Below are 23,658 nucleotides of genomic sequence, written 5' to 3' on the forward strand. Positions count from 1 at the left end.
AAGTCTTGCAAATTACTAAAACGGCGTTAAATCAAATTTTCTGACAGGTGTAATTAAGCTATATTTAACAAAGAATGAATCGTATGGGCTTTAAAATCGAGGAATAAAGCCGTATCATAGCAAAAAATTGAATTCATGTTAGAATTAGGAGGAATCATTATTTTGGGCATACTGGCTCAATGGGTTGCCTGGAAATTTAAAATACCGGCAATTTTACCCCTTATATTAATCGGACTTTTTGTGGGTCCTATATCCACACTTTTTACCTACGACGGGTCTAAGTGGATAGAACCGATCTGGGATGGTGAAGTAGGTATTTTTCCCGGGGAGCGGCTTTTTAACTTTGTATCGCTTGCCATTGGGATAATACTTTTTGAAGGCGGACTTACCTTACGCTTTAGCGAGATTAAAAATGTAGGGCCAGTTATTACCAAACTTATTATCATAGGTTCGCTGGTTACCTTTTTTGGAGCCGGCGCTGCTGCGTATTATATTTTTGACCTAAGCCTAAGAATTTCTTTTCTTTTTGCAGCCTTGATCATTGTGACGGGACCTACCGTTATTACCCCCATTCTGCGTAACATTCCACTTAAAAAAGATATATCAACTATTTTAAAATGGGAAGGAATTCTCATAGATCCAATTGGTGCACTCGTTGCCGTATTGGTTTTTGAGTTTATCAGCGTAGGTGCCGGTAGCGAGTTTACATTGACGGCATTAGAAGAGTTTGGTAAGATTGTTCTTTTTGGTTTCACCTTCGGTTTTACGTTTGCACACGCTTTAGCGCTGTGTATCAAACGCAATGTGATTCCACATTATCTATTAAATGTATTTACGCTGGCTTGTGTGCTGGGCGTTTTTGTACTTTCAGATATGTTTGCCCACGAGAGTGGATTACTTTCTGTAGTAGTTATGGGGATGGTTATGGGAAATATGAAATTGCCCAACATCAAAGAACTGCTTTACTTTAAAGAATCATTAAGTGTCCTACTAATATCACTTTTATTCATCCTGCTTTCTGCAAATATAGAAATGCAAGACCTGTATCTGGTTTATACCTGGAAGGCAGCCTTGCTCTTTGCAGTTGTAGTTTTTGTACTTCGACCAATAGGAGTTTTCCTGAGTGCAAAAGGTTCTGGTTTAAAGTTTAATGAGAAACTTTTTGTGAGTTGGGTAGGACCACGTGGTATTGTTGCTGCGGGTATCGCTTCTCTCTTTGGTTTGCAGCTGGTGAGTGAAGGTGTAGAAGGAGCAGAATACATCACACCATTAGTGTTTATGATCGTGCTGGGAACCGTTTTATTAAACGCGACCACTGCACGACTTTTTGCAAAAATAGTAGGCGTTTTCCTTACGGAATCTAAAGGTATTGTTATCATAGGTGCTTCAAAAGCTTCTCGTATTATAGGTGAATATCTAATGCAAAACGGGCGTCACGTTGTACTTGTAGACAGCAACAGTTATAATATCGAAAAAGCAAAAGAACGCGGTCTGGAAGCTATTGAAGAAAGTATTTATTCTGACAGTTTGATGAATAATATAGAGTTGAATGATGTGGGGTATTTAATGGCCTTGACCGGAAACGGAGATATTAACGATTATGCGATAAACCGCTTTAAAGATGTCTTTGGAGAAAACGGGTCGTTTAGACTGATCACACCAGAAGAAATGAGAAGTTCTGATGCTTCCCCGCAAGAAGGACTCTTCTCTCCTACTGACGATTTTATACGCCTTACTGAAGTTGCCCGTGCACATCCTACAATTCAGGAAATTGAAATCGAATCTAAAGAAGCTTTTGAAAGGCTGGTTAAAAGCACGCGAGCTGACAAAAATAGTATTCCGATTTTCTTGAAGAAAGAATCTGGCGAACTTGAGATTCTTAAGTCTAATCTGGATGAGGTAGATGTAGATAGTTTTACGGATACGAAGTTAGTTTACTTAGGTAAACCTTTTGATCCTGAAAAAGTAGCCGTTGCTAAAAAAGAAATTGAAGAGTCAGATATTGATTTGTAAGAAACAAATTGGCTTTCAAGTTTTAAAGGATGCTCACGAGCATCCTTTTTTTATGAAATATCAGATTTTCAGTCTATTAAAATTTTATTAATGCTTGGTTTTTAAGTATTTGATTAAAAATAGTTGAGTAACTTTCTAAAAAACATTGTCATGAAAAACAGACGTACTTTTCTTAAAAATACCACACTCGCATTAGCCGCAACCACATTACCACTACCTTACTTTGCCTGTTCAAAACCTCAGAAAAAGCTTGGTATTGCGCTTTTAGGTTTAGGTGACTATGCGACTAATAACCTCGCTCCTGCCTTGATGCAAACAGAAAATATAGAATTGCGCGGTATCGTAACCGGAAGCCCTGAAAAGATTCCGGTTTGGCAAGATAAATATGGTATTAAAGATGAGAATGTTTATAACTATGATACTTTAACTGAGATTGCAAACAATCCCGAAATAGATGTTGTGTATATTGTAACACCTACTTTTCTTCATAAAAAATACGCTGTGATGGCTGCTAACGCGGGTAAACACGTTTTTTGCGAAAAACCGATGGCAATGACGGTAGAAGAATGTCAGGAAATTATCTCAGCTTGTGATCAAAACAAGGTTAAGCTCGCTATTGGGTATCGTATGCAACACGAAGAGAATACCCAAACCATTATAAAATGGGCAGACACAAAACCTTATGGAACTTTAGAAAATGTACATACCGAAGCTGGATTTAGAATTGGTTCAAGCGGTGGCTGGCGTTTAGATGGTGCTAAAGGTGGTGGTGCGATTTATGATATGGGCGTATACCCTATAAATGCGATGCGTTACGCAACGGGATTAGAGCCTGTGTCCCTTACTGCCACACATGAAACAGAGCGACCCGATTTGTTCTTAAATGGTGCTCCTGAGATTACGTACTTTGATATGGAATTTCCTAACGGAATAACAGCTAAAGGTCGGGTTACCTATGCAGATAACGTCAATTTTCTAAAAGTGAATTTTGCTGATGGAAACTATGAGTTATCACCTTTTCAGAGTTATAACGGCGTTCAGGGAAGTACAAGCGATGGTAAAACGTTGGCTCCGTGTAATTGCAATCAACAAGCGATACAAATGGATGACGATTCGCTGGCAATACTGAATGATGAACCTTTAATAGCTCCCGGTATTGAAGGATTACGCGATATTCAAATTGTTGAAGCTGCTTTAGAATCCGGTCGTAATGGTGGTAAAAAAATAGAACTGAAACAGTACTAAATGCAAACACCCTTACAGAACTACCGTAAGGGTGATTTTAGATTGTATTATTTTAATTAAATTATTCTTTCTTAGCCGAAAAATATTCTGAAATTACCATTAAAATCCCCACTACTGCACCAATGGCTAATAACCAGACCGCAAGCTGATTTTGATTTGCAGCCGTCCATTGACTGATAGCCCCACAAATAATGATCAGGCCAAGCCCGATAAGTTGAATACGCTTCATTTAATCGTTCAGTTTCAATACCGCCATAAATGCTTCCTGCGGGATTTCAACATTACCTACCTGACGCATACGTTTCTTACCTTTTTTCTGCTTTTCGAGTAGCTTTCGCTTACGCGAAATATCACCACCATAACATTTTGCGGTAACATCTTTACGAAGTGCTTTTACGGTCTCTCTTGCAATAATTTTTGCTCCGATAGCCGCCTGAATAGGAATATCAAATTGTTGACGAGGAATGAGTTCTTTCAATTTTTCACACATCTTTTTACCAATGTCGTATGCATTGTCTTTATGCAGCAATGCCGAAAGTGCATCCACAACATTTGCATTCAACAGGACGTCAACTTTCACAAGGTGTGAAGCACGCATCCCTATTGGGGCGTAATCAAACGATGCATACCCTTTAGATACCGTTTTAAGACGATCGTAAAAGTCAAAAACGATTTCTGCCAGAGGCATATCAAAGCTCAATTCAACACGCTCTGGAGTCAGATATGTTTGGTTTGTGATCTGGCCACGTTTTTCAATACAAAGTGACATAACCGGTCCTACAAAATCTGCTTTGGTAATGATCGAAGCTTTAATAAAAGGCTCCTCTACACGATCCATTCCAGAAGGGTCTGGCAGATCTGAAGGGTTATTAACCAGTATCGGTGTTTCTTTATCTTTTATAGTATAGGCTTGATAGGATACGTTAGGTACCGTAGTGATCACGGTCATATCAAACTCACGTTCCAGACGTTCTTGAATGATTTCTAAGTGCAACATTCCTAAGAATCCACAACGGAAACCAAAACCTAAAGCAGCAGAACTTTCGGGTTGAAAAACCAGAGAAGCATCGTTTAGCTGTAGTTTTTCCATAGAAGAGCGTAAATCTTCGTAATCTTCAGTATCTACAGGATAAATACCGGCAAATACCATAGGTTTTACGTCTTCAAAACCTTCAATCATATTGGTAGTAGGATTTTTAGCATCGGTGATGGTGTCCCCTACTTTTACTTCTTTTGCTTCTTTTATACCGGTAATGAGGTAACCCACATCACCTGTTTTAATCACTTTTTTAGGAGTTTGTTTCAGGTTTAACGTTCCTACTTCATCTGCATAATACGTTTTTCCGGTAGCCATAAACTTGATATGCTGCCCTTTTGTGATCTCCCCATTAAGCACTCTAAAATAAGTTTCTACTCCTCTAAACGGGTTGTAAACCGAATCAAAGATAAGCGCCTGCAAGGGTTCATCAACAACACCTTTAGGAGCCGGAATACGCTCGATAATAGCATTTAATATTTCCTGAATTCCCAAACCGGTTTTTGCACTGGCAGGTATCACATCTGAAGCATTACAACCTAGAAGATCTACAATATCATCGGTAACTTCTTCAGGATTTGCGCTAGGTAAATCTACCTTGTTCAACACCGGAATAATTTCTAGATCATTCTCTAAAGCCAGATATAAGTTAGATATAGTTTGCGCTTGTATGCTTTGTGCAGCATCAACGATAAGCAACGCTCCTTCACAGGCAGCGATACTTCTAGAAACCTCATACGAGAAATCTACGTGACCCGGAGTGTCAATAAGATTTAAAATATAAGGCTCACCGTTGTGTATATAATTCATCTGAATGGCGTGCGATTTAATGGTAATACCACGCTCGCGCTCCAGATCCATACTATCTAATAATTGCTCTTGTTTTTCACGTACAGTTACAGAGCCGGTAGCATCGAGTAAGCGATCTGCCAGAGTACTTTTACCATGATCAATGTGAGCGATAATGCAAAAATTGCGAATGTTCTTCATAGACGTTCTTCATCAATGTTCGCACTAAGCGAACTTTAGCCTGCAAATATACAGTTTAGGTTATGCATTTTCTAATAAATATATTTTCAAACGAAATAGGGGCTTTATTGCTAAAAATCTGCTGTTTAATTTTATTTTAACACTGATTTTACATTAGTTTTGAAAATATATGAAGTATCCCATATTATTCTCCATTTTCATTACGCCTTTTGCACTTTTTGCACAGTCAAATGCTGTAGAAAGTAAGGTCTTAGATGATAAGAAAAAGGCCATTGCTTATGCAAATGTATTGCTCCTCAAGGCAGCAGACTCCAGTTTTATAAAGGGTACTATTAGCGAAAAAAATGGAAGTTTTAGTTTTAATGATATTGCTCAGGGTAGTTACATTATTAAAGCCAGTTTTATTGGCTACACAGATGTATATAGCGACATTTTTGAAGTTCAAAATACAGTTGAGCATCCTCCCTTAATTTTAGCAGAGAATCCAGAGTTTTTAGACGCTGTGACTCTTACAGCAAAACGCCCTGTGATACAGCGTAAAATTGACCGCTATATTTATAATGTTGAGAATACTGTTGTATCATCGGGTACTACTTTCGATATTTTAAAACGCACTCCCGGAGTTATCGTCAATCAGGGACAACTTTTAGTAAAAAACAGGCCAGCCCAGGTATATATAAATGATAGAAAGGTTTATTTAACCAGTGATGAATTGCAACAACTGTTAGAAGGTTTTGCAGGAGTTAATGTAAAATCTGTTGAGGTAATCACCACGCCTCCGGCAAAATACGATGCAGAAGGAGGAGTGATCCTAAATATTGTTACCTCAAAAAACCTTTCCATAGGGTATAAGGGAAGCATTAACGCTTCTAATACAGTTGGAATCAAACCAAAATATAATGTAGGAACCGGCCAATACTACAAAACCGACTGGTTAAATGCTTATGCCAGTTATAATTTTAATTCACGTTTTGACGTAAAAACAGACGAAGGATTTGTTCAGTTTTACAACGCTAACGGAGGTGAAAAAGCAACTTGGGAAGATCTATTTAGACGGGATACCCGTACCATCTCGCACAGTTTAAATACGATTTTAGATTTCACGTTGAGTGAGACCGAATTGTTGAGTTTTAGTGCCAATGTGTTGCACACACCAAAGGCGAATTCAGACATTACCGGAAGAACCGAAACGTATAATCCGCAAGGACAATTAGATTCGTTATACACTACGCAGAGCAGATTAGAGAATCAGAACGATAATTTACTATTTAATCTGAGTTATGAAAAACAGCTAGGAGAAAATGGAGCAAGTTTATCTGCTAACGCCAATTATATTGATTACACTAACGACCAGACCCAAACTGTTGCTACGCGTTATCTTTCGCCGCAAGGCAATCTCTTAAATGCGAATGCATTCAATACCATACCTACTCAAAATTCTAAGATTTATACCGGTCAGTTAGATTATACCGGTAATTTAGGCAGCTGGGCATTTGAAGCCGGTGGAAAGTTTTCCGGGATTAATTCTGAAAGCAGACAAGAGTTTTTTAATACTGCAGGAAACGTAAGTGATGCTGATGCGATACTCAATGATAATTTTGACTATACCGAAGCTATTTACGCATCCTATTTCAGCTTTGCTAAACATTGGAAAAAATGGAGTTTTAAAGCCGGTCTGCGCGGAGAGTACACTGATGCCAATGGTAACTCCAGGACTCTGGGTGTTGTAAATACTCAGGAATATTTTGAGCTTTTCCCAACTATTTACCTGATAAATACTCTTTCTGATAATCATTCTTTTGGAGTTGAATACAGCCGTAGAATTGACCGCCCGCGTTTTCAGAGTTTAAACCCGTACCGGTATTTCTTAAATGAAAATAATTTTAAAGAAGGAGATCCTAACATTCAACCTGCTATCGCTAATAAAATAAAATTCAATTATACGTTTAAGAATAAGTTGAGTTTTGATCTGTATTGGGACCGAATTGATAATGCGATGAAAGCGTTACCATTTCAGGATAACGAAAACCTCACGTTACGAAGTGTGAACACTAATTTAAATTATGAGCAACAGTTTAGTTTTGATGTTATTTATAGTGAGTTTGTAAATAACTGGATGTGGATGAGTGTATATGCTTCTGGTTTTAGAATTGAAAATGAATTCAATACACTTAATAATTCAAATGAAAATATAGTAAAATCTGTAACGGGTGTTTTCTTAAATACTCAGAATTATATAATTTTTAAACCTGATTTAAGGGTAACGGTGGCAAATGATTTTTTGAGTAATTTTTTATCGGGATCTTATGAATATGGTCGACCGCAATACAGACTTAATATAGATATTCAAAAGACTTTTATGGATGGAAGATTGATTTTAAATCTGGCATCAGAAGATCTGTTCAACACGTATAATATTCCGCTTACTTCAAGATATTTAAATCAGAATAATTCTTTTTTTGCAATGCCTGAATCTCAAAAGATACGCGTGGGCTTAAGTTATAAATTCGGAAATTTTAAGTTGAACGATAACAGCAGAGAAACTTCTGTAGAAGAAGAAACGCGCCTTCAAACAAATTAGAAGACTTCCTTATAATTTTTCAACTGCTATACTTACCGAAACATTGCTTAATTTTGCCCCGATAATCGGGATTTAAATAGTTTGAGATTAGTCTTGAATTAAAAATTTCACGGTATTAACAGCTTCGGCTCTGCGTCGAGGCATTTCATTTAAAAAATTATTGCTTTGGCTAAAATAGGAGATATAGATGTAGGAGACTTCCCGTTGCTTTTAGCACCTATGGAAGATGTGAGTGACCCACCTTTTCGTGCACTTTGTAAAGAACAGGGAGCAGATGTGGTTTATACGGAATTTATCTCGAGTGAAGGTTTGATTCGCGACGCTGCAAAAAGCGTTATGAAGTTGGATATCTATGAGAAAGAACGCCCTGTAGGCATTCAGATTTTTGGAGCTAATCTAGAATCAATGCTTCAAAGCGTGGAGATTGTTGAAGCATCAAAGCCAGATATTATTGATATCAACTTTGGTTGCCCGGTAAAGAAAGTAGTTTCTAAAGGAGCTGGTGCAGGTATTTTAAAAGACATCGATTTGATGGTCTCGCTTACCGAAGCCATGGTAAAACATACTAATCTTCCCATTACAGTAAAGACCCGTTTAGGCTGGGATCACGATTCTATTAAAATTGTTGAGGTTGCTGAGCGCTTGCAAGATGTGGGTTGTAAAGCGATCGCGATTCACGGTAGAACGAGAGCCCAGATGTATAAAGGTGATGCCGACTGGAGACCAATTGCTGAAGTTAAAAACAATCAACGTATGCATATTCCGGTATTTGGTAATGGAGATGTTGATACTCCAGAACGTGCTGTAGAGATGCGTGATGAATACGGTTTAGATGGCGCAATGATAGGTCGTGCAAGTATTGGCTATCCTTGGTTTTTTAGGGAAGTAAAGCATTATTTTAATACCGGAGAACATCTTGCTCCACCCACAATGCAAGAACGTGTAGACGCTGCTCGCAGACACCTTAAAATGTCTATAGACTGGAAAGGAGAGAAGCTAGGTGTTTTTGAGACGCGTCGTCATTATACCAACTACTTTAAAGGCATTCCTGGTTTTAAACCGTATCGTATGAAAATGGTGACCAGTGATGCTCCTGAAGATGTTTTTGCAGCTTTTGATGAAGTTGAAACGCTTTTTGCTGATTACGATTTTGCTCAACAAACTATTTAATCTACAAGCAATTTAGGACGTATAGTAGACGACGCCAGATACGACGCTAGAATTCCTAAAATTGAAATTGTAAAGAAGACTGCTAAGAAGTTCACCAGTGTAAATTCCATAGGGTAGGGAAGTGTAGGTGTGATCATTTTAAGCTGAAATTGTAATTGTGCCCCAACGATCAATGCTCCTAAAAAGATGCCTATAAGTCCGCCAAAAACGGTCATCATGGCTCCTTGTAAAAAATAGATTTTCTTGATCTCTTTTAAGGAAGCACCCAGACTGTGCAAAGTTTTGATATTTGCCTTCTTATCAATGATAATCATAATAATACTTCCCACAAGATTGAAGAGCGCAATAATCAATACCAGTGTAAAAATCATATAAACCGCAAGGTTTTCAGCATTCAACATCTTATAAAGCTTGTCATTCAACTGAAAGCGTGTTTTTACTTCAACTTGATCTCCAAAGAGTTTTTGAACGGAATCTTTAACAGCCAGTGGATCTGCACTTGGCTTGATTTTAAGTTCTAGTGCACTAAGTGTAGAATCATTATACCGCAACAATTGACGTACATATTCCAGATTGGTAAAGATGTATTTTTGGTCAATTTCTTCATTCACCTGAAAGATATCTGAAACCACCAATTGTGAACTGTTAAATGCCTGACTAGGATCTGTAAACTGGCCGGTTCCCGGTTTAGGAACCATAACGCGTAGTAAGTCTGTATAATTATTAACGCCAAGTGAAAGTATACGAGAAATACCAAAACCTATGGCAGCTACCGGTTCTTCAGGAGTGATCCAGTTTCCGTAAAGTAAGGTACTGTCTATGTTATTGACACGCATATAATTTTCGTCAACCCCTTTTACATAAGCGATGTGATTTTTTCCTCTAAATTCAAGAAAAGCCCGTTCTTCTATAATTTGCGTATAGTAAGCTACGCCTTCAATATTCTTAAGATCTTCGGCCTGTTTTTTAGAAAAGGAAATGGTTTTTCCGCTTGCGGGAATCACTTTTAAATCAGGATCAAAAATGGAGGAAAAAGAGAGGCTGAAATCTTTCAACCCTGAAAACCCAGATAGCACGATAAATAGTGCAGCAGAGCCGGCAATGATACTGATAGCTGAAATCAGGGTAATGATATTTATAGCATTGTTACTGCTTTTTGTAAACAGGTAACGTTTTGCGATAAATACTGAGAACTTCAAAATGTGGTCTTATGATTTTTTACGACGCGGAAGCAAATCGGGATTTTCTATAGGATCTTCAGTTCCTTTTAAAGACTTGTCAATACCGTCTATATACTCTAAAGAGTCATCTATAAAAAACTGAAGTTCAGGCATACGACGCAACTGATGTCTGGTGCGGTTTGCAATTTCGTGTTTGATAAAAGGCTTTACAGCTTTAACCTCTTTAAGCATAGCTTCGGCCTGATTATGCGGAAAAACACTCATATACACTTTAGCCTGAGATAAATCTGTAGTCACATTTACTTTACTAACAGAAACAATGATGCTTTTAGCGCCGGCTTGCATCAATGCTTTTTGAATCACATCTACCAAGTCACGTTGCAGAACACCTGCTACCTTTTTTTGTCTGTTTGTTTCCATACTGCAAAAGTACGTTTTTTCTTATTGCATTTACTTTAGCACTAGTGTCATTTACTCGATGATCGAGATTTAAATGCTCCGATTCCCAATAGCTACCGGTATGTTTCATTCAATTTAATGTTTGGTGGCCTGCTCTAATGTAGTTTACTATCTTTCTACAGTTTTAATACCATTAGAGATGAAAAAAATAGAACATATAGGGATTGCAGTAAAAAGTCTTAAAGATTCTAATTTGATGTATGAGAAGTTACTGGGAGTAAAGCCCTATAAGGTTGAAGAACTTCCTTCTGAAGGCGTGAATACTTCGTTTTTTAAAATGGGAGAAAGCAAGATAGAATTGCTTGAAGCGACTAAAGATACTAGTGCAATAGCAAAATTTTTAGAAAAGCGTGGGCCTGGAGTACACCATATTGCCTATGCTGTAGAAGACATTGAGCAGGAGTTGAAACGCCTAAAATCTGAAGGTTTTGAATTGATTAATGAAGAACCTAAGAAAGGAGCAGATCATAAATGGGTAGCTTTTTTACATCCCAAAAGTACCGATGGTGTTTTAATAGAATTATGCCAAGAAAGAACACCTGAAAAAGATAAGGACTAATTAATGCTTGTAGTAAATAAAAAATAATGTTATTTTTGCGCCCGCTTTGATGCTGAAATACGCATTGCAAGCTGGTCCTATAGCTCAGTTGGTTAGAGCACCTGACTCATAATCAGGTGGTCCCTGGTTCGAGCCCAGGTGGGACCACTACTAAAAAGCCTTACATTCGTGTAAGGCTTTTTTATTTTTTATAGAATAATCAAATCTCTAAAGAGGTTTGTTACGTATATGGGTTAAATAACTATAATTTGAGGGTTAAGTAAGTAAAGAATTGTTATTTCCAATCACTTTATCGACAAAGAGCATCGTTAGTCTGTTGAAAATCTGTATTTTTTCTTAATTTAGCATCCTCAACTAATTGAAGACCCTACTTCTATGAATTTTAGACTATATACTAAATATGTAGTTGCCTTAGCTTTTGCAATAGGGTTTGTATGTATGGGTTATGCTGAGAAAACACCTCCTGCACCTGAAGCAAGAGCAGCAGCTCCACCACCATTACCTCCTGGTTTAATGGTCCCTATTGACGATTACATACCTTATTTACTTATAATAGCTTTTTTTGCGGGTGTTTATTTTTACAGTAAACATAATAAAAATCAAGCTACAAATTCATAAGGCGTTTCACATATTTGCCAATAACGTCAAATTCTAAGTTTACGCTTGTTCCTACTTTAAATGAACTAAATGTAGTATGCTCGTACGTAAAGGGTATTATAGCAACGCTAAAACTGTTTTTTTGAGAATTAACAACAGTCAAACTCACTCCATTTATTGTTATAGACCCTTTTTCTATAGTAACATTTTTTAAAGAGGAATCATATTCAAAGGTGAAAATCCAGCTTCCGTCTTTTTGTTCTATGTTGATGCATTTTGCTGTTTGATCTACATGACCTTGTACAATATGCCCGTCAAGTCGTGTACCTAATATCATTGCTCGTTCAAGATTGACAGAATTATTTACCTGTAGGATATTTAGGTTTGTCTTTATAAGGGTTTCTTCTATTGCGGTTACAGTATATTCATCTCCATTTATAGAAACTACTGTAAGACAAACGCCATTATGCGCAACACTTTGGTCTATTTTCAATTCAGAAGTTAATCTGCTTGATACGGTGATGTGCAGATTAGAGCCCTCAGTATGTAAATTTTTAACGATACCTAAATCTTCAATAATACCTGTAAACATGTTTGCGTTTTAATTGAGTACTTTTACATTTCAATTTACAAAAGAAAGCCAAAGCAGTCTAGCATGAAAGGACAAAGCATAAAATTAGGAATTAGCGTAGGGGATTTAAACGGAATAGGGGGTGAGGTCATTTTAAAGACTTTTGAAGACTCAAGAATGCTTGATTTCTGTACCCCGGTAATTTTCGCATCTGCGAAAACTATAAGTTTTCTTTTAAAGCATTTTGATCTTGATATTAATTTTCAAGGGGTGAAGAGCGCTGACAAAGCCATTCACGGAAAGATAAATGTGGTGAATGTATGGAATGATAATCCGCATATAAAATTTGGAGAAGAAACCCCTGAAGGAGGAAGTTACGCCATTCAATCTTTAAGAGCTGCAGTAGATGCTTTAAAGAAAGATCAAGTAGATGCGTTGATCACGGCACCTATTAATAAGGCTAATATTCAAGCAGAAGATTTTAAATTTCCGGGACATACAGATTTTCTGAATCAAGAGTTAGCAGGAAATAGCTTGATGTTTATGGTTTCCGAAAAGTTAAAAGTTGGTCTTTTGACAGATCATGTTCCTGTAAAAAATGTTTCAGATAAAATTACTGAGGAATTAATTAGGCGAAAGTTTCAGACTATCCATCATTCATTAGTTCAGGATTTTGGGATACGTAAACCTAAAATTGCGTTCTTAGGTATAAACCCGCATGTGGGTGATAACGGCGTGATAGGCAAGGAAGATGATGAAGTTTTGATTCCCACCTTAGAAAGTTTACGCGATAAAGGACACTTATGTTATGGTCCTTATGCTGCAGATAGTTTTTTTGGTAGCGGAAATTATAAAAACTTTGATGCGATTATTGCCGCTTATCATGATCAAGGCCTAATTCCATTTAAAACCTTGGCTTTTGGCAAGGGTGTAAATTATACAGCCGGACTTAATAAAGTACGCACATCACCAGATCACGGTACTGCATTTGAGATAGCAGGTAAAGGAGAAGCTGATATAGGTTCATTTAAAGAAGCGGTTTTTGTTGCTCTTGATATTTACAAAAAGCGTTCTGAATATGAAGAATTAATCGAGAATGTGCTGCAAAAGCAGCCTAGAAAAAAGCAATTTTCGGGACGCTCCCGTGGAAAATAAAGATATTTAAAAAATTTATCCACACTTAATTAACAGCTTAATAAAAATTTATATCTTTGCACCCGCCTTTTGCGGAAGAGAGGATTATAGGAAAGAGAAAGGTAATGAAGCATTTGAAAACGTATACCATTCAATTTGTTGGTTTAAAACAAGGGGAACACGATTTTCAATTCAAGATTGATAATACGTTCTTTGAGCATTTTGAATATGATGATTTTAATTCTATAGATATAGATTTAAAAATCAAACTCATTAAAAAGTCCACCTTTTTGGAATTTTATTTTGATGCTAAGGGAAGTGTGAATGTTAATTGTGACATCACTAATGAGCCTTACGATCAACCTATTGAAGCTACTTATAAATTAGTAGTAAAATTTGGGCAGGACTATAATGATGAGATAGATGATATTTTAATTATTCCTCACGGGGAGTATGAAGTGAACATCGCTCAATATATATATGAGTTGATCGTATTAGCTATGCCGGCTAAGCGGATACACCCTGGTGTTGAAGACGGCACATTAGAATCAGATATACTTGATAAGCTCGAAGAGTTAAGCATAAAAGATAAAGAGGCAGATTCAGATGAAGAGCCTCAAGAAAAGGAAATTGACCCACGTTGGGAAAAACTAAAAGATTTTTTAACAGATAATAAATAATAAACGGTAATGGCACATCCTAAAAGAAAAATCTCGAAAACTAGAAGAGATAAGAGAAGAACACATTACAAAGCTGCAATGCCAAAAATTGGTGTTGACGCCACTACTGGTGAAGCTCACCTTTACCACCGCGCTCACTGGCACGAAGGTAAACTCTATTACAGAGGGCAGATTGTAATTGATGCTACAGCAAACGAAGAGGTTGCTTAAGAAAGACTTATAGATTAGTGAAACTCCCATTAAAATGGGAGTTTTTTTTATTTTTTGGAATGAGCAAAAAAAGTTAATTGTAGGCTTTGTTTGCGCTATTTTTAGTACTTTTCCTTCCATTTTTAAGCGAAAAACCTTGTTTTTTGCAGAAACCAGATTTATATGAGTAAAATCACTGCAGCCATAACTGCTGTTGGCGCTTACGTGCCAGAATATGTGCTTACCAATGAAATTTTGGAAACAATGGTTGAGACCAATGATGAATGGATCACAACCAGAACAGGAATTAAAGAACGCAGAATTCTAAAAGATCCTGATAAAGGAACTTCTTATTTAGGAATTAAAGCTGCCGAAGATTTAATCAGCAAAAGCGGTATTGACCCTTCAGAAATTGATATGGTCATTATGGCTACTGCAACTCCAGACTTACCCGTAGCATCCACAGCGGCATATGTTGCCACTCAAATAGGAGCTACCAATGCATTTTCTTACGATTTACAAGCTGCTTGTTCAAGCTTTTTATATGGGATGTCTACTGCTTCAGCTTATGTGGCATCCGGAAAATATAAAAAAGTACTACTTATAGGAGCAGATAAAATGTCTTCTATAATTGATTATACAGACCGTACCACGTGTATCATTTTTGGTGATGGAGGCGGGGCTGCACTTTTTGAACCCAATGAAGAAGGTTTGGGACTGCAGGACGAGTATTTGCGATCAGATGGCATAGGACGTGATTTTTTAAGAATTGAAGCAGGGGGGTCATTAATGCCGCCTACCGCAGAGACTGTAGCTAATAACAAACATTTTGTATATCAAGACGGTAAAACAGTTTTTAAATTTGCCGTTTCTAATATGGCAGATGTAAGCGAGCGTATCATGCAGCGCAATAATTTATCGCATGATGACGTTAGCTGGCTTGTAGCACATCAAGCTAATAAACGTATAATAGATGCTACTGCAAGACGTATGCAACTTGATGACAGCAAGGTGCTTATGAATATTCAGCGGTACGGAAATACTACATCTGCGACATTACCCTTATTATTGAATGATTTTGAAAAGCAATTTAAAAAGGGAGATAATCTAATATTTGCCGCTTTTGGAGGCGGATTTACTTGGGGTTCCATATACCTAAAATGGGCCTACAATGCTTAATTTTTAATCTAACTAACGTTATTAATTATGGATTTAAAAGAAATTCAGAATCTTATCAAGTTTGTTGCTAAATCTGGCGCGAGCGAGGTAAAACTTGAGATGGATGATGTAAAAATCACTATTAAAACAGGAGAGGAAAGCAAAGGAGAGACTACAATTCTTCAGCAAGTTCCTATGATGGGTTCTGCAATGCAACAACCAGCTGTACCAGCAGCTCAACCTGCTGCAGCTGCACCTCAAGCACCTGCTCAAGAGGCCGAAAAACCCAAAGCAGATGAAAGCGACAAATATATTACTGTAAAGTCGCCAATCATTGGTACATTCTACCGCAAGCCTGCTCCAGACAAACCTACATTTGTTGAGGTGGGTGCAAGTATTAAAGAAGGAGATGTATTGTGTGTGATTGAAGCGATGAAATTATTCAACGAGATAGAAAGTGAAGTTAGCGGTAAAATCGTTAAGGTTCTTGTTGATGATTCTTCTCCGGTTGAATTTGATCAGCCATTATTTTTAGTAGATCCTTCGTAACTTTAGGTAAAAGAAGTTCTTAAGACTATCGGGATATTTTTATTGAATTATGCTAAAGACTTGCTTCCAATATTTTCGGGTAAGACTTAGTAGATAAAGTCTCGATATCGAATAAACCAGATCAAATTTAAAGGTTAAAGTCTCACGACTTCAACTTTAATGCACAATAGATATGTTTAAAAAGATACTTATAGCAAACCGAGGTGAGATTGCTCTTAGAGTTATTAGAACCTGTAAAGAAATGGGCATCAAAACAGTAGCGGTATACTCTACTGCAGATGCAGAAAGTCTGCACGTACGTTTTGCTGATGAAGCAGTTTGTATTGGTCCGGCTCCCAGTAGTGAGTCTTACCTGAAGATTGCAAATATTATGGCTGCTGCCGAAATTACAAATGCAGACGCTATTCATCCCGGTTATGGATTTCTTTCAGAAAATGCCCGTTTTTCAAAAATTTGTGAAGAGCACGGTGTGAAATTTATTGGAGCTTCTCCAGATATGATTTCAAAAATGGGAGATAAGGCTACAGCCAAAGCAACTATGAAAGCTGCAGGTGTACCTTGTGTACCGGGTAGTGATGGAATTCTTGAGAGTTTTGAAGATTGTGAGCGTGTAGCTCAAGAAACCGGATTTCCTGTAATGCTTAAAGCAACTGCAGGTGGTGGTGGTAAAGGTATGCGTGCTGTATGGAAAAAAGAAGAACTGCGTAAAGCATGGGATTCTGCTCGTCAGGAAGCTTCAGCTTCTTTTGGTAATGACGGGATGTATATGGAAAAGCTTATCGAAGAGCCTCGCCATATTGAGATTCAGGTTGTAGGAGACAGCAATGGTAAAGCCTGTCATCTTTCTGAGCGTGATTGTTCGGTGCAAAGACGTCACCAGAAACTTACTGAAGAAACTCCATCTCCATTTATGACCGATGAACTTCGTGATAAAATGGGAGCTGCAGCCGTTCGTGCCGCAGAATTTATCAAATATGAAGGAGCAGGTACGGTAGAATTTTTAGTAGATAAGCACCGTAATTTCTACTTTATGGAAATGAACACCCGTATTCAGGTAGAGCATCCTATTACCGAACAAGTAGTAGATTATGACTTGATTCGTGAGCAAATCTTGGTTGCTGCAGGTGTTGCGATTAGTGGTAAAAACTATTATCCGCAACTGCACTCTATTGAATGTCGTATCAATGCAGAAGATCCTTATAACAACTTTAGACCGTCACCAGGTAAGATAACTAACTTACATGCACCGGGTGGTCACGGAGTTCGTATAGATACACATGTGTATAGCGGGTATTCTATTGTGCCGAATTACGATTCTATGATTGCCAAATTGATCACTACTGCTCAAACCCGTGAAGAGGCGATCAATAAAATGAAGCGTGCATTAGACGAGTTTGTTATTGAAGGCATAAAAACTACGATTCCGTTCCATAGACAGTTGATGGATGATCCTGCATACATTTCAGGAAATTACACCACTGCATTTATGGATACGTTTGTGATGAATCCTCCTGTAGAAGAATAAAGATCACATAACTATAGTTTAAACCCTGAGCAGAATGCTCAGGGTTTTTGTTTTTTAGGTATTTACTTCTGCATTCTCGTTCGGATTGGGATTACACGTATCAGTTTCTAACATAAAAAGGCAGAAGAGCTCAATCAATCCGCTCAATCTCTAATGTATTTCTGCTATCTTTAGTTTGTTATGAATGCAAACGCACCAAATCTTTCCTATTGGGAATATAAATCCTGGTTTTCTAACGTAGATTTTACAATCGTTGGTAGTGGGATTACCGGTCTCAATTGTGCTTTACGTTTGCGGGCACTTCACCCTTCAGCAAAGATACTAATTGTAGAACGTGGTAATCTTCCGCAGGGAGCAAGTACAAAAAACGCTGGTTTTGCTTGTTTTGGCAGCCTTTCAGAGCTGATTGCAGATCTAAACACACATAGTGAAGCCAAAATGCTAGAGCTTGTATAAATGCGTGTGAATGGCTTGAAGCTTCTTCGGGAAACCTTAGGTGATAAAGCAATTGGCTATAAAAATAATGGAGGATACGAATTATTTTTTAAGAATAAAGAAGCGTCTTATAATACCTGTTTAGAGAAGCTTAATACAATAAGTACTTTCCTATATCCAGTATTTAATATTGAAGTTTTCAGCGAGGTTGATAATAAGTTTGGATTTAAGAATATTCAACCCAAACTTATTTTTAATAAAGCCGAAGCTCAATTGGATACCGGGAAAATGATGCAAAGTCTTATGCAAAAAGCGTGTTCAGCAGCTATTCTTATACTTAATAATAGTACAATAACTGGTTTTGAAGATGTGAAAAACAGCGTTAAAATCTTATTGGATCAAATGGAGTTCACAACAAAAAAACTCTTTATAGCAACAAATGGCTTTGCCAGCCAGTTGGGAATAGCTCAGGTTAAACCGGCTCGAAATCAGGTATTAGTTACAAAACTAATTGAAAATTTAAAAATTAAAGGGACTTTTCACTTGGATGAAGGCTATACCTACTTTAGAAATATCGACAATCGTATTTTACTCGGAGGTGGACGAAATTTAGATTTAAGCGGTGAACAAACAGCGGTTTTTGGCACTACATCACAGATTCAAAATTATCTAGAGAATATGCTCTCTGAAACTATTTTACCTACTATTCCTTTCGAAATCGAACATCGTTGGAGTGGGATTTTAGGTGTAGGAAATCAGAAAAAACCAATTATTAAAGAGCTTAGTAATAATGTATATTGTGGCGTACGACTCGGCGGTATGGGAATTGCCATGGGTAGTTTGGTAGGACAGGAGTTGGCAAAATTACTTGATAGTCAAGGTTAAGCTTTAATTTTAAAAAAAATCTTCTTGTTTGCTCCTAAGTCTTCAGAGGCATTAAAATAAATCTTTCTACTATTGAGTAGTGCTTCAACTAAATAGTAACTTCCTTTAAAATAGCTTTTTAAAACTTCAGCTTGAATAGCTGTTTCAGTCTTAGAAACTACAAGCTGATGCGGCATCAAAAGTCTGGTTTTACCATCAATTTCTAAGGAGTTGACATCTCCAAAAAACGAAGCCACATACGCATCTTTTGGATTCTGAAATAAGGTTTCGGGAGTTGCGGTTTGTATAAACGTACCGTCACGCATCATCTTGATTTCGTCAGAAAAAGAAAGTGCTTCTTCACTGTCGTGGGTAGCCGTGATACAGGTAATGCCTTCTTTTTTTAGATACGCGTATAGATTCCGCCGTAAGGCATTCCGCCTAAAATTATCGATATGGCTAAAGGGTTCATCCAGCAGTAATAATTCGGGTTCTTTCGCAATAGCTCGGGCCAAAGCCACACGTTGTTTTTGACCACCACTCAGCAGTTTTACGTGTACATCTGCAAAAGCAGTCATATCTACCACTTCCAGTAATTCAGCAATACGTTCTTTACGATGCTGCATAAAACGACGCGAAAGGTGTTTCCCAATATTATCACCTACCGAAATAAACGGCATTAAATCAAAATCTTGAGCCAAATATTTAATAAACGGTTCACCAGGCACCAGATTAAAGTCAGGTCCCAGAAGTTCTTGTTCTTTCCAGAAAATGCTTCCGTGTTCTACGTGAAGTAGTCCATAAATTATTTTGAGCAGCGTACTTTTACCACAACCGCTTTCGCCCAAAATAGAAATGTGCTTTCCTTTTTCAACAGAAAAATTGAGATTTTTTAAAACCGTTTTTTCGGTATAAGAAAATGAGTCGATGTTTACTTTTAGCATATATTAAAATTATTCAGAGGATGGCTTTCAAATTCTGATAGGATCTCCTTATATTAAACATACTTAAAGAGAATTTAAAACAGAACTTCTTATGGATAATTTTATAATAGTATATCTAATACTTGGTTTTTCTTTGATGATCTGGGCTGTAATTGACCTAATTAGAACTGGTTCACTAAAAGGAAATCACAAAATACTATTGCTTATACTTTTAGTTGCATTACCTGTTATAGGTTCAATAATCTATTTTCATTACAAGAATACTAACCGAAAGAGAAGTACTTATTTCTCAAGATAAGACAAAAAAACCTCACTACATTTAAAATGTAGTGAGGCTCTACGTTGATTATAGGTTCTGCGTCCTCCGCAGTTAACCTTTGATTTCAGATTTCGTTTTTTCAGGAAGCACTTCAAATCCCATATTGTAGAGCGTAAAGGCAAAAATGTCTGCGGTTTGCTCTATTTGCTTGCTTACGGGAGTTCCTGCACCGTGACCGGCATCAGTCTCAATACGAATCAATACCGGCGCGTAACCGGCCTGTTTTTCCTGTAATTCAGCAGCAAATTTAAAGCTGTGTGCAGGGACAACTCGGTCATCATGATCACCCGTCGTTATTAGCGTTGCAGGATAATCTACACCAGCTTTTACATTCTGAACGGGCGAATAGCCTTTAATGTATTCAAACATTTCTTTGCTATCTTCTGAAGTACCATAATCGTAAGACCAGCCGGCTCCAGCGGTAAACGTATGATAGCGCAACATATCCATCACGCCCACAGCGGGTAGGGCTACCTGCATCAAATCGGGTCTTTGGGTCATTGTGGCACCAACTAGTAAACCACCGTTAGAACCACCACGAATGGCTAAATAATCACTCGAGGTATAGTTTTCTGCGATAAGGTATTCGGCAGCAGCGATGAAGTCGTCAAAAACATTTTGTTTTTGCATTTTGGTTCCGGCATCGTGCCATTCTTTACCGTACTCACCACCACCACGCAGGTTAGGAACGGCATAAACGCCGCCCATTTCCATCCAGATCGCGTTGGTGATGCTGAAAGAGGGTGTAAGCGAAATATTAAACCCGCCGTAACCGTAAAGGATGGTTGGGTTTTTTCCGTTGAGTTCAAGTCCTTTTTTGAAGGTGATGATCATTGGGACTTTGGTGCCATCTTTTGAAGTATAAAATACCTGCTTACTCTCGTAATCTTCCGGATTAAAATTAATCGCCGGTTTACGGAATAACACAGACTCACCCGATTCAATATCATATTTATAAATGCTTCCGGGAGTGGTATAATTGGTAAAACTGTAATACAGTTCTTTTTCATCTTTTTTGGCTCCAAAACCACCAGCACTACCTATTCCGGGAAGTTTAACCTCACGTACTAAGTTTCCATCATAATCATATTGCTTGACCTGAGAAACCGCATCAACCATATACTCGGTAAAGAAATACCCACCACCGGTAGAAGGCGAAAGCACATTTTCGGTCTCCGGAATAAAATCTACCCAGTTTTCAGGCGTAGGATTAGACACATCAACAGTCACAATCTTTTTGTTAGGCGCATCTTTATCGGTAACCAAAAAGAGTTTTGAACCTACATTTTCAATGATTGAGGTATTGGTATCGTCAGTATCCAGAATGGTAACGAAATCAGCATTGGGTTTTGTAAGGTCTTTTATATACAGTTTATTTCCCGAGGTCGCGTTACTGGCGCTTACGATAAGGTAATTGTTATCTTCGGTAGTACCCGCCCCAATATAGCGATGCTTTTGTTCGGGCGTACCGCCAAAAATCAACGCGTCTTCCTTTTGAGGCGTGTTCAGCTTGTGATAATACACTTTATGCTGATCTGTTTTTGCTGAAAGTTCGCTGCCCTCAGGCTTGTCGTAACTCGAATAATAAAAGCCATCATTATCTTTCCAGGAAATACCACTAAACTTGATATCTACCAAAGTATCTTCGGTAATTTCTCTGGTCTCCGCATCCATTACCAAAACCTTACGCCAGTCGCTTCCGCCTTCTGAAATGCTGTAAGCAGCCAGTTTTCCATTGTCTGAAAAGCTAAGTCCACCCAGGGAAATGGTTCCATCTTCAGAAAAGGTATTGGGATCTAAAAATACTTCGGCAGTTGAAGGGTCTGCATCGGTTTTATAGCGGTAGATAACGTATTGATTTTGGAGTCCGTCATTTTTATAGAAATAGGTATAATCTCCTTCTTTAAACGGAGCGCCAATTTTCTCGTAATTCCAGATTTTTTCAAGCTTTTTCTTGATGTCATCCTTAAATGGAATTTTAGATAAATACGACTGTGTAACTTCATTTTCAGCCTTAACCCAGGCTTCGGTTTCTGCACTGCGGTCGTCTTCAAGCCAGCGATAGGGATCGGGAACTTCAGTTCCAAAATAGGTGTCTACCGTATCTACTTTTTTGGTTTCAGGATAGGTCATTGCCATATCAGATTCTTTTTTTTCTTGGTTTTCGCAGGCGCTGAAGAGTAGCGTGAAGGCGCCCAGATAAACTATTTTTTTCATTTGAAGCAAATTGAATTCCCTCAAATATAGGCAATAAAAAAACCTCTGAAACATCGCGTCTCAGAGGTTTGTATAATTAGTTAGTTCTTTTGAATTAAACCAATTCTTTAGCGGCTAAATATTCTGCGATTTGTACTGCATTTGTAGCAGCACCTTTACGTAAATTGTCTGCAACCACCCACATATTTAAGGTGTTAGGTTGTGAATAATCGCGACGGATACGTCCTACAAACACATCGTTTTTACCTTCGGCATAAATAGGCATTGGGTAAGTATTCGTGTCCGGGTTATCCTGTACAGTAATACCATCCTGGGCCTGTAAAAGTTGACGTACTTCAGAAAGCTCAAAATCATTTTCAAATTGCACATTGATCGCTTCAGAGTGACCACCCACAACCGGAATACGCACGGCAGTGGCAGTTACAGCAATTGTTTTATCACCTAAAATTTTCTGAGTCTCGTTAACGAGTTTCATTTCTTCTTTGGTGTAGCCATTTTCGGTAAACACATCACAGGCAGGGATTGCGTTTCGGTGAATAGGGTAGTTATAGGCCATCTCGCCTTTCTCGCCCTTATATTCATTTTCTAGCTGCTGTACCGCTTTAACACCGGTACCGGTAATTGATTGGTAAGTTGAAATTACCAAACGCTTGATTTTATATTTTTTGTGCAAAGGAGCCAAAGCCAAAACCATTTGTATGGTAGAGCAGTTGGGGTTCGCAATAATTTTATCGGTATCCTCTAATTCAGAAGCATTGATTTCAGGAACAATGAGTTTTTTGTCAGGATCCATTCTCCAGGCCGAAGAGTTGTCTACAACAGTAGTACCTACATCAGCAAACTTGGGAGCAAACTCCAAAGAAGTACCGCCACCAGCCGAAAAGATAGCGATATCCGGGCGTGCCGCAATCGCATCTTCCATAGAGACGATGGTATATTCTTTACCTTTATAAGAAACCGTTTTCCCCACAGAGCGCTCACTTGCAACAGGAATTAATTCGGTTATTGGGAAGTTGCGTTCTGCTAATACTTGCAACATTACATGGCCTACCATCCCGGTAGCGCCTACAACAGCTACTTTCATAATCTATTATTTAGCGTATCTAAAATCTCAAACAGTTGAGTGTACTAATTGGTTTTATTTTTAAAACTGAAAAATCAGTTAAACCCTGAATGTTATTTTATTACAAAGTCAACTCCTCAGGGAGGCCAAAAGTAGCAACACTTTATAAGATAGCAGAC

The 23,658-nt window shown here is 37.9% G+C and carries 21 protein-coding genes, 1 tRNA gene and 1 pseudogene; 15 read left to right on the top strand and 8 right to left on the bottom strand.

Annotated features, from left to right (window positions below):
- Positions 1 to 135: 135 nt before the first annotated feature.
- Positions 136 to 2,013 carry a cation:proton antiporter gene (locus DSM03_RS03250; RefSeq protein ID WP_128759555.1) on the top strand — a complete coding sequence of 626 codons (1,878 nt, stop codon included), beginning with the start codon at positions 136 to 138 and terminating at the stop codon, positions 2,011 to 2,013.
- Positions 2,014 to 2,163: 150 nt separating this feature from the next.
- Positions 2,164 to 3,258, top strand: coding sequence for a Gfo/Idh/MocA family protein (locus tag DSM03_RS03255; RefSeq protein ID WP_128759556.1), 1,095 nt, complete (start codon positions 2,164 to 2,166; stop codon positions 3,256 to 3,258).
- 61 nt (positions 3,259 to 3,319) lie between these two features.
- Here DSM03_RS03255 and DSM03_RS18945 read toward each other — a convergent pair whose 3' ends face one another.
- Together DSM03_RS18945 and lepA are read right to left on the bottom strand one after the other, a co-directional pair.
- Positions 3,320 to 3,487: a hypothetical protein gene (locus DSM03_RS18945; protein WP_161567043.1), complete on the bottom strand. Its 168-nt coding sequence runs from the start codon at positions 3,485 to 3,487 to the stop codon at positions 3,320 to 3,322.
- On the bottom strand, positions 3,488 to 5,284 hold the full coding sequence (gene lepA / locus DSM03_RS03260; RefSeq protein WP_128759557.1) for a translation elongation factor 4: 1,797 nt from the start codon (positions 5,282 to 5,284) through the stop codon (positions 3,488 to 3,490).
- Positions 5,285 to 5,453: 169 nt separating this feature from the next.
- Between lepA and DSM03_RS03265 the strand changes: the two genes are divergently transcribed.
- Together DSM03_RS03265 and dusB are read left to right on the top strand one after the other, a co-directional pair.
- Positions 5,454 to 7,865: an outer membrane beta-barrel family protein gene (locus DSM03_RS03265; RefSeq protein ID WP_128759558.1), complete on the top strand. Its 2,412-nt coding sequence runs from the start codon at positions 5,454 to 5,456 to the stop codon at positions 7,863 to 7,865.
- 165 nt (positions 7,866 to 8,030) lie between these two features.
- Complete coding sequence (dusB, locus tag DSM03_RS03270) at positions 8,031 to 9,035, top strand: tRNA dihydrouridine synthase DusB (protein WP_128759559.1); 1,005 nt, start codon at positions 8,031 to 8,033, stop codon at positions 9,033 to 9,035.
- Here the strand turns inward: dusB and DSM03_RS03275 are convergent.
- Positions 9,032 to 10,234, bottom strand: coding sequence for an ABC transporter permease (locus DSM03_RS03275; protein ID WP_128759560.1), 1,203 nt, complete (start codon positions 10,232 to 10,234; stop codon positions 9,032 to 9,034). The two genes, dusB and DSM03_RS03275, sit on opposite strands and share 4 nt — an antisense overlap.
- 9 nt (positions 10,235 to 10,243) lie before the next feature.
- A complete protein-coding gene (gene rbfA, locus DSM03_RS03280) occupies positions 10,244 to 10,636 on the bottom strand; it encodes a 30S ribosome-binding factor RbfA (protein ID WP_128759561.1) in 393 nt (130 codons plus the stop codon).
- Between the two features lie 178 nt (positions 10,637 to 10,814).
- Between rbfA and mce the strand changes: the two genes are divergently transcribed.
- The 3 genes from mce to DSM03_RS03295 all read left to right on the top strand — a co-directional run bounded on the left by mce (position 10,815) and on the right by DSM03_RS03295 (position 11,852).
- Positions 10,815 to 11,234: a methylmalonyl-CoA epimerase gene (gene mce / locus DSM03_RS03285; RefSeq protein ID WP_128759562.1), complete on the top strand. Its 420-nt coding sequence runs from the start codon at positions 10,815 to 10,817 to the stop codon at positions 11,232 to 11,234.
- Positions 11,235 to 11,307: 73 nt separating this feature from the next.
- Positions 11,308 to 11,381, top strand: a tRNA-Ile gene (locus DSM03_RS03290).
- 228 nt (positions 11,382 to 11,609) lie between these two features.
- Complete coding sequence (locus tag DSM03_RS03295) at positions 11,610 to 11,852, top strand: hypothetical protein (protein WP_128759586.1); 243 nt, start codon at positions 11,610 to 11,612, stop codon at positions 11,850 to 11,852.
- Here the strand turns inward: DSM03_RS03295 and DSM03_RS03300 are convergent.
- Positions 11,839 to 12,423: a riboflavin synthase gene (locus tag DSM03_RS03300; RefSeq protein ID WP_128759587.1), complete on the bottom strand. Its 585-nt coding sequence runs from the start codon at positions 12,421 to 12,423 to the stop codon at positions 11,839 to 11,841. The genes DSM03_RS03295 and DSM03_RS03300 overlap by 14 nt on opposite strands.
- A 63-nt stretch (positions 12,424 to 12,486) precedes the next feature.
- On the opposite strand from DSM03_RS03300, the gene pdxA reads away from it, so the two are divergent.
- From pdxA to DSM03_RS03335, 7 genes and pseudogenes are all read left to right on the top strand, one after another.
- Positions 12,487 to 13,557, top strand: coding sequence for a 4-hydroxythreonine-4-phosphate dehydrogenase PdxA (gene pdxA / locus DSM03_RS03305; RefSeq protein WP_128759588.1), 1,071 nt, complete (start codon positions 12,487 to 12,489; stop codon positions 13,555 to 13,557).
- A 104-nt stretch (positions 13,558 to 13,661) separates the two neighbouring features.
- Positions 13,662 to 14,216 (top strand): YceD family protein, encoded by a 555-nt coding sequence (locus DSM03_RS03310; protein ID WP_128759589.1) that lies wholly within the window; start codon positions 13,662 to 13,664, stop codon positions 14,214 to 14,216.
- 9 nt (positions 14,217 to 14,225) lie between these two features.
- Positions 14,226 to 14,426, top strand: coding sequence for a 50S ribosomal protein L32 (gene rpmF / locus DSM03_RS03315; RefSeq protein WP_073095856.1), 201 nt, complete (start codon positions 14,226 to 14,228; stop codon positions 14,424 to 14,426).
- A gap of 162 nt (positions 14,427 to 14,588) precedes the next feature.
- Positions 14,589 to 15,584: a beta-ketoacyl-ACP synthase III gene (locus DSM03_RS03320; protein ID WP_128759590.1), complete on the top strand. Its 996-nt coding sequence runs from the start codon at positions 14,589 to 14,591 to the stop codon at positions 15,582 to 15,584.
- 27 nt (positions 15,585 to 15,611) lie between these two features.
- A complete protein-coding gene (gene accB / locus DSM03_RS03325; protein ID WP_128759591.1) occupies positions 15,612 to 16,112 on the top strand; it encodes an acetyl-CoA carboxylase biotin carboxyl carrier protein in 501 nt (166 codons plus the stop codon).
- 172 nt (positions 16,113 to 16,284) lie between these two features.
- Positions 16,285 to 17,637 (top strand): acetyl-CoA carboxylase biotin carboxylase subunit, encoded by a 1,353-nt coding sequence (accC, locus tag DSM03_RS03330; RefSeq protein WP_128759592.1) that lies wholly within the window; start codon positions 16,285 to 16,287, stop codon positions 17,635 to 17,637.
- Between the two features lie 180 nt (positions 17,638 to 17,817).
- Positions 17,818 to 18,957, top strand: a pseudogene (locus DSM03_RS03335) (NAD(P)/FAD-dependent oxidoreductase).
- Here DSM03_RS03335 and DSM03_RS03340 read toward each other — a convergent pair.
- Entirely contained in the window at positions 18,954 to 19,880 is a 927-nt protein-coding gene (locus DSM03_RS03340; protein WP_128759593.1) for an ABC transporter ATP-binding protein, read from the bottom strand. The pseudogene DSM03_RS03335 and the gene DSM03_RS03340 overlap by 4 nt on opposite strands.
- Positions 19,881 to 20,016: 136 nt before the next feature.
- On the opposite strand from DSM03_RS03340, the gene DSM03_RS19280 reads away from it, so the two are divergent.
- On the top strand, positions 20,017 to 20,178 hold the full coding sequence (locus DSM03_RS19280) for a PLDc N-terminal domain-containing protein (protein ID WP_161567044.1): 162 nt from the start codon (positions 20,017 to 20,019) through the stop codon (positions 20,176 to 20,178).
- 72 nt (positions 20,179 to 20,250) lie between these two features.
- Here DSM03_RS19280 and DSM03_RS03350 read toward each other — a convergent pair whose 3' ends face one another.
- Both DSM03_RS03350 and DSM03_RS03355 read right to left on the bottom strand, forming a co-directional pair.
- The gene (locus tag DSM03_RS03350) at positions 20,251 to 22,416 is read right to left on the bottom strand and encodes a prolyl oligopeptidase family serine peptidase (RefSeq protein ID WP_128759595.1); all 2,166 of its coding nucleotides are present in this window, start codon (positions 22,414 to 22,416) and stop codon (positions 20,251 to 20,253) included.
- Positions 22,417 to 22,510: 94 nt separating this feature from the next.
- A complete protein-coding gene (locus DSM03_RS03355) occupies positions 22,511 to 23,500 on the bottom strand; it encodes an aspartate-semialdehyde dehydrogenase (RefSeq protein ID WP_128759596.1) in 990 nt (329 codons plus the stop codon).
- Positions 23,501 to 23,658: the final 158 nt, after the last annotated feature.

It is taken from the genome of Leeuwenhoekiella aestuarii (genome assembly GCF_004104055.1).
Lineage (GTDB): Bacteria > Bacteroidota > Bacteroidia > Flavobacteriales > Flavobacteriaceae > Leeuwenhoekiella > Leeuwenhoekiella aestuarii.

Coding starts and splice junctions, on each gene's coding strand:
- DSM03_RS03250 (WP_128759555.1), top strand. CDS start 136: ATGTTAGAATTAGGAGGAATCATTATTTTGGGCATACTGGCTCAATGG.
- DSM03_RS03255 (WP_128759556.1), top strand. CDS start 2,164: ATGAAAAACAGACGTACTTTTCTTAAAAATACCACACTCGCATTAGCC.
- DSM03_RS18945 (WP_161567043.1), bottom strand. CDS start 3,487: ATGAAGCGTATTCAACTTATCGGGCTTGGCCTGATCATTATTTGTGGG.
- lepA (WP_128759557.1), bottom strand. CDS start 5,284: ATGAAGAACATTCGCAATTTTTGCATTATCGCTCACATTGATCATGGT.
- DSM03_RS03265 (WP_128759558.1), top strand. CDS start 5,454: ATGAAGTATCCCATATTATTCTCCATTTTCATTACGCCTTTTGCACTT.
- rbfA (WP_128759561.1), bottom strand. CDS start 10,636: ATGGAAACAAACAGACAAAAAAAGGTAGCAGGTGTTCTGCAACGTGAC.
- mce (WP_128759562.1), top strand. CDS start 10,815: ATGAAAAAAATAGAACATATAGGGATTGCAGTAAAAAGTCTTAAAGAT.
- DSM03_RS03295 (WP_128759586.1), top strand. CDS start 11,610: ATGAATTTTAGACTATATACTAAATATGTAGTTGCCTTAGCTTTTGCA.
- DSM03_RS03300 (WP_128759587.1), bottom strand. CDS start 12,423: ATGTTTACAGGTATTATTGAAGATTTAGGTATCGTTAAAAATTTACAT.
- pdxA (WP_128759588.1), top strand. CDS start 12,487: ATGAAAGGACAAAGCATAAAATTAGGAATTAGCGTAGGGGATTTAAAC.
- DSM03_RS03310 (WP_128759589.1), top strand. CDS start 13,662: ATGAAGCATTTGAAAACGTATACCATTCAATTTGTTGGTTTAAAACAA.
- rpmF (WP_073095856.1), top strand. CDS start 14,226: ATGGCACATCCTAAAAGAAAAATCTCGAAAACTAGAAGAGATAAGAGA.
- DSM03_RS03320 (WP_128759590.1), top strand. CDS start 14,589: ATGAGTAAAATCACTGCAGCCATAACTGCTGTTGGCGCTTACGTGCCA.
- accB (WP_128759591.1), top strand. CDS start 15,612: ATGGATTTAAAAGAAATTCAGAATCTTATCAAGTTTGTTGCTAAATCT.
- accC (WP_128759592.1), top strand. CDS start 16,285: ATGTTTAAAAAGATACTTATAGCAAACCGAGGTGAGATTGCTCTTAGA.
- DSM03_RS03340 (WP_128759593.1), bottom strand. CDS start 19,880: ATGCTAAAAGTAAACATCGACTCATTTTCTTATACCGAAAAAACGGTT.
- DSM03_RS19280 (WP_161567044.1), top strand. CDS start 20,017: ATGATCTGGGCTGTAATTGACCTAATTAGAACTGGTTCACTAAAAGGA.
- DSM03_RS03350 (WP_128759595.1), bottom strand. CDS start 22,416: ATGAAAAAAATAGTTTATCTGGGCGCCTTCACGCTACTCTTCAGCGCC.
- DSM03_RS03355 (WP_128759596.1), bottom strand. CDS start 23,500: ATGAAAGTAGCTGTTGTAGGCGCTACCGGGATGGTAGGCCATGTAATG.